A 14856-nucleotide genomic window follows, 5' to 3' on the forward strand; every position below is an offset into this window, starting at 1 on the left:
TATACGAAGGCAGACACTGCATGCGGTGTTGTGACAGAATATGGGAAGGTTTCAGGACCATTACGAAGTGTCTGAAATTCAGAACTATCTGAAATTTAGAACTATATGAAATTTATATGAGCGTTTCATTCGTATATTTCATTCCTGACTCAAATTGCTTATAAATATGGAAACTACTGGACAACTGCCGTCAACTCAATCTCAACAACTACTACCTTCTCAAAGACTTCTTTCCCTTGATTTCCTGCGTGGGTTTATCATGGTGATGCTTGCGCTCGAAAGCACAGGCTTATATGGTCACCTCGTCAACGCGACAGAAGGTACCGCCATTAATAATTTACTTATTCAGTTGGAACATCATCCATGGAACGGCCTGCGTTTCTGGGACCTGGTTCAACCTGGTTTTATGTTTATTGCCGGAACAGCAATGGCCTATTCCTTACATAGTCAGCAACTCAAGGGAGTCCCATGGAAAGTCTCTTTTCGCAAAGCCCTGCGAAGATCGGGATGGCTCTTTTTCTGGGGTGTGCTGGATTATGCTGTAAGAAAGAATGGACTGGCTTTTGAATTATGGGATGTACTTACACAGCTATCGTTTACAACTATGGTGGCTTTCCTGATCTTTAACTGGTCGTTGAGGGCACAGTTGCTTGTTTGCATTGGTTTGTTGTTACTTACCGAAATATTGTACCGTTTTACCAATATACCAGCATTCGACCAGGCATTCGTTGATCAGCACAATTTTGGTAACTGGATGGATCTTCAACTGATGGGAAAGATCAATAGGGGTGGATGGGTCGCCATCAATTGTATTCCAACCGCTGTGCACACTATAGCCGGGGCGATGGTTGGCAAACTATTTCTCAATAACCAAAAAAAACTTGTGCCTTTGTTTCTTGCCGGCTTTATCTGCCTGGTAGTTGGCTATGGAATGGACCTCGCTGGCATAACGCCGATCATTAAACGAATAGCAACTACCTCATTTACACTCGCCTCATTAGGTTGGTGCTTATGGGCACTGGCCACCTGTTATTGGTGGATCGACTTGCTAAACCACAAAAAATATTTGTCGTTTTTTACAATCGTCGGTATGAACTCCATTTTTATCTATCTCTTTTTTGAGATTGTCGGATCAAGATGGTTCAATGGTTATGTCGCCGCTATCAGCAATGGCTTAATGACTTTCATCAACACACCTGATCTCCTAATGAAAGTAATTACCTGTCTCCTGATCTTTACCCTTGAATGGCTGATTTGTTATTTCCTGTATAAGAAGAGAATCTTTTTCAAGTTATAAGTGATGAGTGATGAGTTATGAGTGAGTTGAAGAGTTATGAGTGTAATCACTTACAAACTCTTTCATAATTTATATCATTCAATCACTAACTCATCACTCATCACTCATAACTCATAACTCTCCTCAAATGGTTCCTTTTGTAGAAGGAAGATAGTTGGAAAAAGGGTCACGCTTAACGGCCATACGAATGGCTTTTGCAAAAGCCTTAAATATCGCTTCGATTTTATGATGTTCATTTTCGCCTTTGCATTCGATGTTCAGGTTGCATTTGGCTGCATCTGAAAAAGATTTAAAGAAATGAAAAAACATTTCGGTTGGCATTTCGCCGATAAATTCTCTCTTGAAGGAAGCATCCCAGACTATCCAGTTGCGACCGCCAAAATCGATTAGCACCTTTGCTTCGGCTTCATCCATCGGAAGCGCAAAACCATATCTTTCCATACCGCGTTTGTCGGCCAGCGCCTGGGCGAAAGCCTCTCCCAGTGCGATACCGGTATCTTCGATGGTATGATGTTCATCAATGTGGAGATCTCCATTAGTGCGGATAGTAAGATCCATCTTCCCATGCCTGGCAATTTGTTCAAGCATGTGATCAAAAAAACCAATTCCTGTGAAGATTTTAGCCTTGCCAGTGCCATCGATATTGAGCTCGATCTTAATCTGGGTTTCATTGGTGTTTCTTTCATGGACCACTTTACGCAGACCCAGTCGTAAAAATTCATAGACCTTTTTCCATTCGCTGGTTTCAAGTGCAACAACTCCACTTAATTCATCCAGCTTATCCTTTATCTCTCCTGAACCCAGCTCCGGATCGTTATTCAGCCAGATTGCCTTACAGCCAAGATTTTTAGCGAGTTGAACATCGGTGATCCGATCACCTATTACATAGGAATTTTCGACATCGTACTCATCGTTGTTAAGATAAGCTGTCAGCATACCGGTAGCTGGCTTGCGTGTGGGCGCTTTATCTGCGGGGAAGCTGCGGTCTATAAGAACATCATTAAAATGGATGCCCTCGCCTTCCATCGTTTTCATAACCAGGTTATGCAAAGGCCAGAAAGTATCCTCAGGAAATGAATCAGTACCCATGCCATCCTGGTTGGTAACCATTACCAGTTCATAGTCAAAATCACGGGCAATCATCCCAAGGTATTCGAATACATGCGGATAAAAGGTCAGTTTATCAAATGAGTCGAGCTGGTATGTCGGTGGAGCTTCGTTGATAATTGTGCCATCACGATCGATGAATAAAATTCTTTTCATTTTTTAGAGTTGGTGCTGTTGTTAAAATTCATAAATTACTCGTATTCATAAATTACTCGTATTCATAAAAGAATCTATTGCTTTGATTAAAGTTGCGTTCTCAGTAGCAGTACCAACGGTAATCCTTAAACAACCTTCACATAAAGATACATTACTACGGTCCCGAACCACGATTCCTTTTGTCAGGAGAAACTCATAGAGGGCTCTTGCATTCCGGATTTTCACAAGCAGGAAGTTCGCGTCTGAAGGATATATCATTTCTACACCTGTCATGGATTCGAGAGACCTTCTTAGTTCATTACGCTGCTCAACGATGTCCTTGATCATCTGGTTTACCTGTTCAACTTCGTCGAGGGATTTCAAAACAAGTTCCTGCGAAGCCTGGTTGATATTATAAGGTGGTTTGATGCGATTCATCAATCCAATAATTTCCTTTGACGCAAATGCCATCCCGACACGAAGTGCCGCCAGCCCCCAGGCCTTGGACAATGTTTGAAGGATAACCAGGTTTGGATAGTCGCCTAATTCCTGCGAAAAAGATCTGAAACGGGAAAAATTTATATAGGCTTCATCCAATACCACCACACCGAAATAATTATTCAGAATGATTTCGATATCAGCTCGATCAATTGAATTTCCGGTAGGATTGTTGGGCGAGCAGAGGAAGATCATTTTTGTATGATCGTCCACAGCTGCTTCAATTGCCGGCAGGTTTAGCTGAAAGTTGGGCAGCAGGGGAACTTTTTTAACCTGTACATCATTAATATTCGCGCTCACTTCATACATACCATAAGTGGGCGGGCAAATAATGACATTGTCTTTTCCAGGCTCACAGAAAACACGGAACAGGATATCAATACATTCATCGCTACCATTGCCCAGGAATATGTGTTCGGGCGACAAAGCTTTTATTTCACCGAGCCTCGCTTTTACCTTTCGCTGCAAAGGATCCGGGTAACGGTTATACCAACGTGTTAATGGTGAGCCGAAACTGTTTTCATTTGCATCAAGATAAACACTGGCTTCTCCACTGAACTCATCCCTTGCCGATGAATAGGGAACCAGTTTTTTTATATTTTCACGAATTATATTATTGAGATCGAAGCTCATCACTTATCAATTATTGTTTAATCTGATATTGTTTAATCTGATATTGTTTAATCTGAATACTTTTTAACTAATGCGATCCTAAGGACATTCCGGAATCTTCATTCCCTGCTGTTCTTGCCTGCTCCATTGTGCATGTTATGAAATATCGTGATTCAACCGTATCGTTACTGCATTTGCGTGGGCATCCAAACCTTCCGCTTCAGCCATTGTGATAACAGCAGGGCCTATCGCTTTTAATCCATCAAAAGAAAGCCGCTGGAAGGTTATCTTTTTCACGAAACTTTCTACACTTACGCCACTATAAGCTTTGGCATAACCATTTGTTGGCAAAGTATGATTGGTGCCGCTGGCATAATCACCAACACTTTCCGGCGACCAGGAACCTATAAAAACAGATCCCGCGTTCACTACCTTTTCGGCCATAGCTTCAGCTGAAACACAATTTAAAATCAGGTGTTCCGGGGCGTATAAATTGAGCAATTCCATTGCCTCAGTTTCATTGCGTACCAGTAGGACCTTACTGTTCTCCAGTGCTTGCTGGGCAACCGATTGCCGCTTTAGCTTCATCAATTGTTCCTGCAGCTCCCTGGTTGTTTTTTCAACAAGAGAAACTGAATTGGTAACCAGGACAACCTGACTATCAGGACCATGTTCAGCCTGGGATAAGAGGTCGGCCGCAACAAATGCGGCGTTCGCTGACTCATCAGCATAAACGGCCACTTCACTTGGCCCGGCAGGCATATCAATGGCCGTTCCATGTTGCTGTACCAACTGTTTGGCCAGTGTTACATATTGATTGCCCGGGCCGAATATTTTTGAAACCTTAGGGACTGATTCTGATCCAAAACTCATCGCAGCAATAGCCTGCACACCCCCAAGCTTAAAGATCTTTGTTATCCCTACAAGTTTTGCAGTATATAAAATCGCCGGATGAAGTTTTCCATCCTTTCCCGGGGGTGAGCAAAGTATAACCTCGCGACAACCAGCGATAGCGGCTGGTACACCCAACATCAGGATAGTAGAAAATAAGGGAGCGCTGCCACCAGGTATATAAAGACCTACACTATCGATGGCGACCGACTTACGCCAGCAGGAAACACCTGGCATCGTTTCAACTGCTTCAGGAGAAGAAACCTGGCTGAGATGAAAGGTCTCAATATTTTTCTTTGCGAGATTTATTGCTTCCTTAAGGGCTTCGCTTATCAAGCCCTCCGCCTCCATTATTTCATTTTCGCTCACCGCCAGTTCCAAAAGTTCAACACCATCGAATTTCGAGGTAAATTTCAGCAGAGCTTCATCCCCGTCTTTACGCACTTTCTTAAGAATCTTAGAGACTTTCTTTCGAAGTTCTTTAACAGGCAATGAAGGCCTTTCAAGGATAGCTGACCAATGTTGTTGTACAGGATATTTATAAAGCTTCATATAATAGCAATTCAGTTATAAAATCATCTTTTCGATCGGGATAACCAGTATTCCCTGTGCACCCGCATCTTTTAATTTTTCAATGATATCCCAGAATTCATTTTCACTCAGCACGCTGTGGACACTGCTCCAGCCAGGTTCTGCCAATGGCAATACAGTCGGACTCTTCATACCAGGCAATAGTGAAATAATTTCCTGCACCTTATTGTTCGGGGCATTCAATAAAATATACTTATTGTTTTTTGCTTTTTTTACAGCCCTTATCCTGAATAAAAATTTATCGAGAATCTGCTTTTTCTCAGGCGAAAGATCAGGAGTATTAATCAACACTGCTTCGGATCGCAAAACGGTCTCCACTTCCTTCAATCCATTCATAAATAAAGTGGAGCCACTGCTTACCAGGTCAACGATTGCATCTGCCAGGCCGATGCCCGGAGCAATTTCAACCGAACCACTGATTTCATGTATCTCAGCGTTGATCCGATTATCATCAAGGAACTTCTGTACGATCACGGGATAAGTGGTGGCAATTCTTTTGTTGCGAAGATATTCAATACCTGTATAATTTTCAGATCTGCTAACGGCAATGGACAGACGGCATTTGCCAAAACCAAGATGTTCTATTACCTGGATGTTTTTATTTTTTTCATAAACAACATTCTCACCCACAATACCGATATCCGCCACCCCATCCTCAACGTATTGTGGAATATCATCGTCCCTGAGAAAGTAAATTTCCATTGGAAAATTATCGGCCTCGGTTTTTAGTTTATTTACTCCGTTCTTAAGATCTATGCCGCAATCCTTCAACAACTTCACAGAGTCGTCGTTTAGTCTGCCGGATTTCTGAATCGCAATTCTGAGTTTTGTCATCATGTTTTATTTTGATTATGCCGCCTGACGTTTTGATGAATTGTTACAAAGGCATAAAATAAAAAAGGCTTACAACCTGTAAGCCCAATGTTTTTAATATATACAAAACACCCCTGGCCTACCCCTTTAGGTAAACATGGTGGTGATGGATATATAATGCGTTGTTCATATGCGTCGCAAAAATAACTGCAAATCCTGTTACTCCAAAAAAAATTTAATCCGCAAGCTTAAAATAGCTGAAATCTCAAGGGCAGGAATTGTTATCTTCCGAAATTAAAAATAAGGCGTTTATGCAGGCGATTATGCGATTGTTTTTACCAATAATTTGTTTGTTGCTTGCCCCGTTTTTGCTGATTGCTCAAGCACCAGGAAAAGCACTAAAACCGGTGTGGGGTGATGAATTCAATTACCAGGGCCTCCCCGATTCCACAAAATGGAACTATGACGTTGGTGGTCATGGCTGGGGTAACCAGGAACTTCAGTTTTATACCGGGAAACGGCCTGAAAATGCAAGGGTTGAAAACGGTATGTTGATCATCGAAGCCAGGAAAGAATCGTGGGACGGAAAAGATTACACCTCAGCCCGCCTTATTAGCAAAGGGAAAGGCGACTGGAAATATGGTCGCATCGAGATCAAAGCAAAGATTCCCAGGGGTCGTGGTACCTGGCCGGCAATCTGGATGCTGGGATCAACAACGCCATTAAAGTGGCCGGACGATGGAGAAATTGATATTATGGAGCATGTGGGATATAACCAGGGATTTGTACATGGGTCTGTACATACAAAAAAATACCATCATAGTATCGGTACGCAGAAAACGGATACGATGGTGATAACAGATCTTTCAGAAAAATTTCATGTATATAGTTTGAATTGGAACGCAGAAAAAGTAGAGGTGGCTGTCGATGGAAAAGTATTTTTCAGTTATGCAAATGAACGCAGTGGGTATGAAGCCTGGCCATTTGATAACAAGATGTACCTGCTGTTGAATGTTGCGGTTGGTGGTGGCTGGGGTGGTGCAAAGGGTGTTGATCCGTCTGTTTACCCGGTTCGAATGGAAATCGATTATGTAAGAGTATTTCAATAACCAAAACTTCATTCAAAACCAAAACTTCATTCAAAACCAAAACTTCGATTAATAACCAAAATTTTAAATGACATGAGAAGACTGTTATTATTTTCTTTTCTTTTTACAGGACTGGCAGCCAGTGCCCAGGACGAACCCGGTTACAAAGTACCCCCGAAAGATATTGTTGACCTGGTAATGGCAAAACCAACACCTGGTGTAAGTATAGATGAAAAAGGCGAATGGTTATTGATGCTGGAAAGAAGCTCATTTCCTACAGTTGAGGAACTAGCTCAACCTGAATTACGAATTGCCGGCCTCCGTATCAATCCAAATAACTTTGGTCCGAGCCGCAGCAATTATTCAACAGGTTTCCAGCTTAAGAATATTAAAACCGGTCAGGTATTCCCGGTTAACGGATTACCTGAAAATCTCCAGGCCGGTTTTGTACAATGGAATCCATCAGAGAAGAAAATCGCTTTTACGAATACTACAAACAAAGACATTACCCTCTGGATCATTGATGTTGCCACCCAAACAGCAAAACAACTGGCGAATGAACCCGTGAATGCTGTAATTGGTGCTCCATTTATGTGGGTCGATGATAATAACATCATTTATAAATCGGTTGTGGCAGGCCTGGATAAACAACCCGCAAAACCAATTGCCCCAACCGGACCAGTGATCCAGGAAAGTAAAGGCAAGATGGCGGCATCAAGAACTTACCAGGATTTGATCAAGTCCCCATACGATGAGTCACTGTTTGCTTTTTATGGAACCACTCAACTTAAAAAAACCGGGATTGACGGTTCTTCTTCCGGGACAATCCTTGGAAAGCCTACAATTTATGGCACCTGGAATTTATCGCCTGACAAACAATTCCTGCTTGTACGTACAATCAACAGACCCTTCTCTTATCTTTTTCCCTGGAATGGTTTTCCTCATACCATCAAGGTGATTGACGTCGCCAACGGTGCAGATGTAAAAATGCTTGCAGATAACCCTTCAAGTGAAGGTCAGCCGATTGGTTTTGATGATGTTCAGAATTTTCCAAGAGGTTTTTCATGGAGAAGTGATGAACCATCCACTGTAACATTTTTACAGGCGCTCGATAAAGGACTTGGCAGAAGTAAATCTGAATTCCGGGATGCCCTGATGGTTACTTCAGCCAAAGGCAAAGAAATGCCAACAGAACTTTTCAAGACAAAAAAACGTTTCAGTGGCGTGATCTGGGGTACAAAGGATATGGCTATATTTTATGAGCGCATGACTGCCGAGAGAAAGATCAGGATGAATAAATTAAATCCATCAACCGGTGCTGTCGATAGTTTGTATGAACGCAGCAGCAATGATGAGTATGCTGATATTGGTAACCCGGTTACCGTAAAAAATCAATTTGATGAAGATGTGCTGTTCGTAAATAAAAACGGTGAACTTATTCTTGAATCATCCGGCGCTTCAGCCAAAGGCGATATGCCATTGATTCAAAGCTGGAACCTTAAGACCGGTAAAAGAAAATTGCTTTGGCAATCTGAAGATGGTTACTATGAATATGTTGTAAATTTTATCGATCCGGATAAGCTGGTGTTTGTTACAAGACGTGAAAGCCCGACCGAAACTCCAAACTATTATGTGCGTGATCTGAGTAAGAAAAAAAATGGGATGACTGCCATCACGCAGTTCAAAAATCCATATGCTCAGCTGGAAGGTATTGTGAAAGAAAAGATCTCCTACAAACGGGCAGATGGTATCGATCTCACTGCTGAACTCTACCTGCCAAAAGGTTATGATGTTAAGAAAGATGGACCTTTGCCTGTTCTTATATGGGCTTATCCGCGTGAATACAAATCTGCAGCTGATGCGGCACAGGTAAGAGGTTCGAAGTATACTTTTACGAGTATTTCTTCAGGGTCGCCCTTATTCTGGGTCACACAGGGTTATGCCGTAATGAATAATGCCGAGATGCCAATAGTTGGCGAAGCCGGTAAAGAACCAAATGATAACTTCATCCCACAATTATACCTGAATGCGCATGCGGCTATACAGGCCGTAGCCAAAAGAGGTGTTGGTGACAGCAATCGTGTAGCAGTGGGCGGTCACAGTTATGGTGCATTTATGACAGCTAACCTGCTTGCACATACGAAGCTATTCAAAGCAGGTATTGCAAGGAGCGGAGCATACAACAGGACCCTTACACCATTCGGTTTCCAGAGCGAAGAAAGAACCTATTGGGAAGCACCTGAAATCTATAATAACATGTCGCCATTCAGTTTTGCAAATAAAATTAAAACACCGTTGCTGCTGATCCATGGTGATTCAGATAACAATTCAGGCACCTTCCCGATCCAGACTGAACGATTGTTTAATGCAATCAAAGGACATGGTGGAACCGTTCGTTACGTTTCGTTACCATATGAAAGCCACGGTTATACCGGCAAAGAAAATATCCTTCATATGTTATGGGAGCAGAATCAGTGGCTTGAAACCTATGTAAAAAATGCCGCACAAAACGCGACGGGTACCGAAACACCGAAAAAATCGTTTTAATAGTGATGAGTGATGAGTTGTAAGTGGTGAGTGGTGAGTGGAGTTGGGAATTAATGAATGCTGGATCGTTCCTTATAATTCAGAATTCATATGGATGACTTAGAATTCATAATGGGTGATTCAGAATTCATATTTGAACTGATATTTTACAATTGTTTTTCAAAACCGGCCACCTGGCCGGTTTTTTTGTGCAATATCCGGGCAGGTTCTTTTTCGACACTGGTTTTTGGGACTTAGATGATCGAGTGTCAGATGATCGAGTGTCAATGGTACCAAATAGAAATCAATGGCAGGCTTGTATTTTATGTAAGGTTTTAACAAATCATTTACAACTTACGGGAGGCATTTCTTATCTTAGGATAAATAGATCAGGCTAAAAAGTGTCAGGATTTCCGAAAAAAGGATCGACAGGTTATCAAAATAGGACCGATCGACAGGTTATCAAAATAAGGATCGATTGACATGTTATTAAAATAAGGAACGATCGACAGGTTATCAAAAAAAGGATCGATAGATTAATAAAAAAAGGAACATCAGATTAAGTGTAAAAAAAGCAATTTGAAAAATATCATTTCCATAATAATGCTCATCATCGCCTGTAAGACGGCGGATGCCCAAAAACTGGATAGTCTATATTTCAACCTATATACAGACAGTCTTAAAAAAGGAACCTTTAATTATATCAATGTTGATGGCAGATTTTCTGACGGAAAGTATTTGCCTCTCACAACGAAGGAGCTCATCTTTACTTGTGACGCGGGTAAATTTGAAGGCAACAGTCTTTACCTTGATACTTCGGTGAAGGTAGAAAAGGTGATTGTAAAAGTATCGTTGAAGTCGGATCCAGCGGTGAGCCGCGAGCGAACAATATTCATCAAAAAATTTGAAGACAGCTCGGGCGTAAAAACCATGGAAGAAGTTATGCAGCCAAAACGCCGAAAAGCGTAAAGCAGTAAAGGAATTATGAGTTATGAAAGTTAATTATGAATTATGAAATAAATAATTCATAATTAACTTTCATAACTCATAATTCATAACTCATAATTCTCTTAAAATTATTTTCGGGCGTCTTCAAGGAATTTTGCAAGACCTATATCGGTCAAAGGATGTTTTAATAATCCAAGGATTGAATCAAGTGGACATGTACAAACATCTGCACCGGCTTCTGCGCATCTTACAATATGAAGTCCGTTGCGAATAGAAGCTGCCAGGATCTCAGTTTTGAAACCCTGCAGGGTATAGATCTGGGCGATCTGTGCAATTAGTTCAACTCCATCCCAGGTGCTATCATCAATACGACCTATAAAAGGTGAAACATAATTAGCACCCGCTTTGGCAGCCAGGATTGCCTGACCTGCTGAAAACACCAATGTGCAGTTTGTTCTGATACCATTGTCTGAAAACCATTTCAATGCCTTGATACCATCCTTGATCATTGGAACTTTCACAACAATGTTTGGATGAATTGCAGCAAGTTTTTTTCCTTCTTCAACAATTTCTTTGAAATCAGTAGAAAGTACTTCAGCACTTACATCACCATCGACCATTTCACAGATATCAAGATAATGTTTGGTAACTGCAGCTTCGCCTTTAATGCCTTCTTTCGCCATCAGCGAAGGGTTGGTGGTAACTCCGTCGAGGATACCTAATTCATGTGCTTCTTTAATCTGGGCGAGATTAGCTGTATCGATAAAAAACTTCATAATAATTGTATTTTAAATAATTGTATTTATAATAATTGCATTTATAATTTTTCTAATTAATTCCGGTATGCGATTTATCTCAAAATGAATTAGCTCATGATGCAGATTAAGTCTTCAGTATTAATTGTGATGTAAAGATATGCCGAGTTTCGATCAGAAGGTTAATCGTTGTAATTTTTCAGGCAACTTCGGTCGCAGATCAGATCCGGACCAAAGAAGCGGGTCCTCATTTATTCTTATTTATTTTGACCCTTTCAGGCTTCAAAACTACACAATACCGGGGAAGCTGTATAATATTTGAACTTCAGTTTTCTATTGTTCTCAACTTGTTGATACCTGAAGTATCTGTTTAAAACAAAAAAAAACGGCAGATTACTTACATCGCACCGCTACAACCGCTTACCCTTGCTGTCTTCCGACCCTGGGGGAGTTCAGCAGGAGCTGGTCGTGTAAGACCTGCCGGGCGGCAAATATAGTGCATTCACAAATTCCATCCCAAAAAAGCTAGGATTATTATCTACTCAAAAGAAAAATAAATCATGGGCATATTAAAGTCTGACTATTCTAAAGTCTGAGTAATTCGTTTAAGAGAGCCGGTAAAGAAAGTTTAAGGGAGAATTTGAAGAAAGGGTTTTTAAAAAAGTTGTTAAAAAAGCCCTTAAAAAGAGTTGCAGCATATTTAACGATGATACCTTAACGACTAATGACGATGCCTTAATGACTAATGATGATATCTTAATGACTAATGATGATACCTTAACTACTCATGATGATACCTTAACGACGTCCCGTTAAAGAATTTACACGGGCCATACCGATCAGTTCATCATAGCGCTCAGCAATTCCACGATAATAAATAAGTATCGTGTATTCGTTTTCAGTTTCCCAATAATTGCCTTCCGTAAGATCAAAACCCGCTCTCCGTTTTGGATCTCCCCGATCGATAGTCACATAGGTATAGTCATAGTACCCTTGTTTCAGAAACAGGCTGCGTTCATATACACCTTTCTCGACGTTGTATTTCATTTTCGCGGAGTCATCAAGGTTATAATCGGACAGTCTTCCAAAAAGATAGATATCCTTGTTCGGGATCAAGGTATTGCCTGGTGGCACAAAACTGAAATGCACTGTGGCATAGTCCGCCTGCCAATAAGGATTGATGCTTTCGGAAGTTTCAATGCGGTACATTCCATTCATATCGCGGAAAAAATTGAAACGTTGCTGGCTCCGGTCAGCATCGGGTTTTACAAAAACCTCGGTGCTGGTAGTTGAGTATTTTGCAGTTTCCACCCTATCACTCTGTAACCGGAAACTTCTAAGATCGATCCAGCGCCACTCTTTACCTGCCGGAAATACTGCATCGGCTTCAACATTGTATTCAAGTGTATTGCGGGATACAAAAGTAGCCCTGATATTTTGTATAGCGTTGTCCCAACGGTTGTTTTGCAACAAAACGACCTTGACCTGTTGCTGTGCATTTAACAAATTGATTCCTTCGCCAAGATTAATTTTAAATTGAAGTTTTTGATGTGTCCGGAAAAGCTGACCATTAAATGGTTGGACCACCTCCGCCGGTGCTGACGCAATGTCACGGACTACAAGCATCCTTTTTGTAAACAATAATTTTGAGGTGTCACCGTCCCGAAACACTTTTAGTATATAATTCCCCGCTTTGGTGGGGACACAATTACGATCCGGTAATGAAGCCTGGTAATGAATATACCGTGTAAATGCAATTGATGAAACCCGGTATGTGGTAAGCCTTACCTGCGAAAAACCTTTTATATAATCAAAAGTACTAAGTAAAGCAGGAGTCCAATCTGAATTACAAAGTTGAAATGTATATGAATAATTGCGTACAGTAGTGGAAATGTCATCAAAATGAAGTTCCAGCCTGTCGGCGCTGTTAAGGCTCACAGTCGGGTAGCCCAGCTGATCACCATAGGGAAAAAGCTGAACTGTCTTAATGTTTGACGCATATACTGCATCCGGAATCTGGGCTGTGACTGCATTTATAAATATGCTCGTCAAACAAATCAAAATATACTTCATCGCAACAACTATCACCACAAACTACAAACTTTTCAGCTATTTTTGACCATTAAAACAGCGCCCTTTTGAATATAGCCAGTTTTATTGCGAACCGTATTGCTTTCAATAATCAAAAATCATTTTCGAGGTTTGTTATAAGACTTTCCATCGTTGCAACCGTTATCAGCGTGATGGTAATGATCGTAACCCTTTCTTTCGCCAGTGGATTCCAGCAAACCATCAGTCAGAAAATATTCAGCTTCTGGGGTCATATCCGCGTTCACAATTATGAAATGGCAAGGGTGTCTATTGCCGAAGAAACCCCGGTACTGAAAAATGATTCTGTGGCTCAGCTGGTAAAAAAATATCCGGAAATAAAAAGTGTCCAGGTATTTGCAACAAAAACGGCCATCGTCAAAACATCGGAGTCGATTGAAATGGTGCTGTTCAAAGGGGTTGACAAAAATTATGATTTTTCTAACCTCTCCAAATTTAAAGTGGCAGGCAGATGGATCAATTTTTCTGACACCAGTTATGGAAAGGAAATTAATCTCTCAGAATATACAGCTAAACAACTTGGGCTTAAACTCAACGACCAGGTCCTGATATTTTTTCTTCAACCGGATGGAAACCACCGCACCCGTAAATTAACAGTAGTTGGTCTATACAAAACCGGAATAGAAGAATATGACAAGCTGATAGCAATAGGTGATCTAAGGCTGGTTCAAAGACTTAATGACTGGGATGAAAACCATATCGGAGGTTACGAAATTTTCCTGAAGGATTTCAAGGACATGGACCGGGTAAGTGAATCGATCATAAACGATATTCCAATTGGCCTTAAAAGCAGTACCATCCGCGAACTTTACCCAAGTATTTTTGACTGGCTATCATTACAAAATTATACGATCATTATTGTGCTTGTGATCATGGTTGCAATTGCTATACTGAATCTTATTACATGTCTCCTGATACTGGTTCTTGAAAGAACAAGAATGGTCGGCGTGCTGAAAGCTATCGGTGCAGAAAATTTTACTATACAGAAGATCTTTTTATATCATGGTGCGATCATCACTATTGTCGGCCTGTTTTTTGGCAACCTTCTCGGTTTGCTGATTTGCTGGTTACAAATGCGTTTCGGGTTTATTAAACTTCCGGAAGAAGCTTATTATATTTCAGAGGCAGCGGTTAATATTGTCTGGTGGCAGATTGCTGTTGTTAATATTGTGACTTTCGTTGTTTGTTTCCTGGTGCTGTTGATTCCGACGATTATTGTCAGGCGGATACAGCCGGTGCGGGCGATTCAGTTTCGTTAAGTCCGCTGTTCATTTTCTTGGAGTTCATGATAATTGGAACAGCACTTTATGCAACAGTTTTTGGTCACTTCTTCGCTCCGTTGGGAGCGGGATTGTGCCTTTTTGCGGCTGTGTCCCGTGGTTAATACCTTTGCTCATGTCCGTTCTTTGTTGTTGTCTCCGATCGGCTTTTTTGCCCTGATCAGCTTCAGTAACTCCGACTACGGCATGAAGTGCTGGTTTGCTTT

General features: G+C 41.2%; 12 protein-coding genes and 1 other RNA gene. 5 read left to right on the forward strand and 8 right to left on the reverse strand.

Translation table 11 applies throughout. The features are described 5' to 3' along the window. The first annotated feature begins 166 nt into the window (after positions 1-166). Positions 167-1297 carry an acyltransferase family protein gene (locus VK664_RS05690; RefSeq protein WP_461397656.1) on the forward strand — a complete coding sequence of 377 codons (1131 nt, stop codon included), beginning with the start codon at positions 167-169 and terminating at the stop codon, positions 1295-1297. A gap of 123 nt (positions 1298-1420) precedes the next feature. Here VK664_RS05690 and hisB read toward each other — a convergent pair whose 3' ends face one another. The 4 genes from hisB to hisG all read right to left on the reverse strand — a co-directional run bounded on the left by hisB (position 1421) and on the right by hisG (position 5968). Next, positions 1421-2560, reverse strand: a complete 1140-nt coding sequence (hisB, locus tag VK664_RS05695) for a bifunctional histidinol-phosphatase/imidazoleglycerol-phosphate dehydratase HisB (protein WP_461397657.1) — start codon at positions 2558-2560, stop codon at positions 1421-1423. A 45-nt stretch (positions 2561-2605) separates the two neighbouring features. Next, positions 2606-3670, reverse strand: coding sequence for a histidinol-phosphate transaminase (gene hisC / locus VK664_RS05700; protein WP_461397658.1), 1065 nt, complete (start codon positions 3668-3670; stop codon positions 2606-2608). 135 nt (positions 3671-3805) lie between these two features. After that, complete coding sequence (gene hisD / locus VK664_RS05705) at positions 3806-5092, reverse strand: histidinol dehydrogenase (RefSeq protein ID WP_461397659.1); 1287 nt, start codon at positions 5090-5092, stop codon at positions 3806-3808. 15 nt (positions 5093-5107) lie between these two features. Further along, positions 5108-5968: an ATP phosphoribosyltransferase gene (gene hisG / locus VK664_RS05710; RefSeq protein ID WP_461397660.1), complete on the reverse strand. Its 861-nt coding sequence runs from the start codon at positions 5966-5968 to the stop codon at positions 5108-5110. Positions 5969-6255: 287 nt separating this feature from the next. Between hisG and VK664_RS05715 the strand changes: the two genes are divergently transcribed. The 3 genes from VK664_RS05715 (at position 6256) to VK664_RS05725 (ending at position 10527) form a co-directional block, all read left to right on the forward strand. Beyond that, positions 6256-7053, forward strand: coding sequence for a glycoside hydrolase family 16 protein (locus tag VK664_RS05715; protein WP_461397661.1), 798 nt, complete (start codon positions 6256-6258; stop codon positions 7051-7053). Positions 7054-7125: 72 nt separating this feature from the next. Beyond that, on the forward strand, positions 7126-9579 hold the full coding sequence (locus VK664_RS05720; RefSeq protein WP_461397662.1) for a S9 family peptidase: 2454 nt from the start codon (positions 7126-7128) through the stop codon (positions 9577-9579). A 558-nt stretch (positions 9580-10137) separates the two neighbouring features. Beyond that, positions 10138-10527, forward strand: a complete 390-nt coding sequence (locus VK664_RS05725; RefSeq protein ID WP_461397663.1) for a hypothetical protein — start codon at positions 10138-10140, stop codon at positions 10525-10527. 107 nt (positions 10528-10634) lie between these two features. Here the strand turns inward: VK664_RS05725 and fsa are convergent, their stop codons facing one another. From fsa to VK664_RS05740, 3 genes are all read right to left on the reverse strand, one after another. Next, entirely contained in the window at positions 10635-11282 is a 648-nt protein-coding gene (gene fsa / locus VK664_RS05730; protein ID WP_461397664.1) for a fructose-6-phosphate aldolase, read from the reverse strand. Between the two features lie 362 nt (positions 11283-11644). Then, positions 11645-11744: signal recognition particle sRNA small type (gene ffs, locus VK664_RS05735), an RNA gene on the reverse strand. 315 nt (positions 11745-12059) lie between these two features. Further along, positions 12060-13313 (reverse strand): type IX secretion system plug protein, encoded by a 1254-nt coding sequence (locus tag VK664_RS05740; RefSeq protein ID WP_461397665.1) that lies wholly within the window; start codon positions 13311-13313, stop codon positions 12060-12062. Between the two features lie 86 nt (positions 13314-13399). Here VK664_RS05740 and VK664_RS05745 point away from each other — a divergent pair, with 86 nt between their 5' ends. Next, the gene (locus tag VK664_RS05745; protein WP_461397666.1) at positions 13400-14629 is read left to right on the forward strand and encodes an ABC transporter permease; all 1230 of its coding nucleotides are present in this window, start codon (positions 13400-13402) and stop codon (positions 14627-14629) included. A gap of 24 nt (positions 14630-14653) precedes the next feature. On the opposite strand, the gene VK664_RS05750 is transcribed toward VK664_RS05745, so the two are convergent. Next, positions 14654-14856, reverse strand: a 203-nt coding sequence (locus VK664_RS05750; RefSeq protein WP_461397667.1) for a hypothetical protein, incomplete at its 5' end; no start/stop codon positions are given.

The organism is Flavitalea sp. (genome assembly GCF_035489435.1).
Classification (GTDB): Bacteria; Bacteroidota; Bacteroidia; order Chitinophagales; family Chitinophagaceae; genus DATHKG01.

Coding starts and splice junctions, on each gene's coding strand:
- VK664_RS05690 (WP_461397656.1), top strand. CDS start 167: ATGGAAACTACTGGACAACTGCCGTCAACTCAATCTCAACAACTACTA.
- hisB (WP_461397657.1), bottom strand. CDS start 2,560: ATGAAAAGAATTTTATTCATCGATCGTGATGGCACAATTATCAACGAA.
- hisC (WP_461397658.1), bottom strand. CDS start 3,670: ATGAGCTTCGATCTCAATAATATAATTCGTGAAAATATAAAAAAACTG.
- hisD (WP_461397659.1), bottom strand. CDS start 5,092: ATGAAGCTTTATAAATATCCTGTACAACAACATTGGTCAGCTATCCTT.
- hisG (WP_461397660.1), bottom strand. CDS start 5,968: ATGATGACAAAACTCAGAATTGCGATTCAGAAATCCGGCAGACTAAAC.
- VK664_RS05715 (WP_461397661.1), top strand. CDS start 6,256: ATGCAGGCGATTATGCGATTGTTTTTACCAATAATTTGTTTGTTGCTT.
- VK664_RS05720 (WP_461397662.1), top strand. CDS start 7,126: ATGAGAAGACTGTTATTATTTTCTTTTCTTTTTACAGGACTGGCAGCC.
- fsa (WP_461397664.1), bottom strand. CDS start 11,282: ATGAAGTTTTTTATCGATACAGCTAATCTCGCCCAGATTAAAGAAGCA.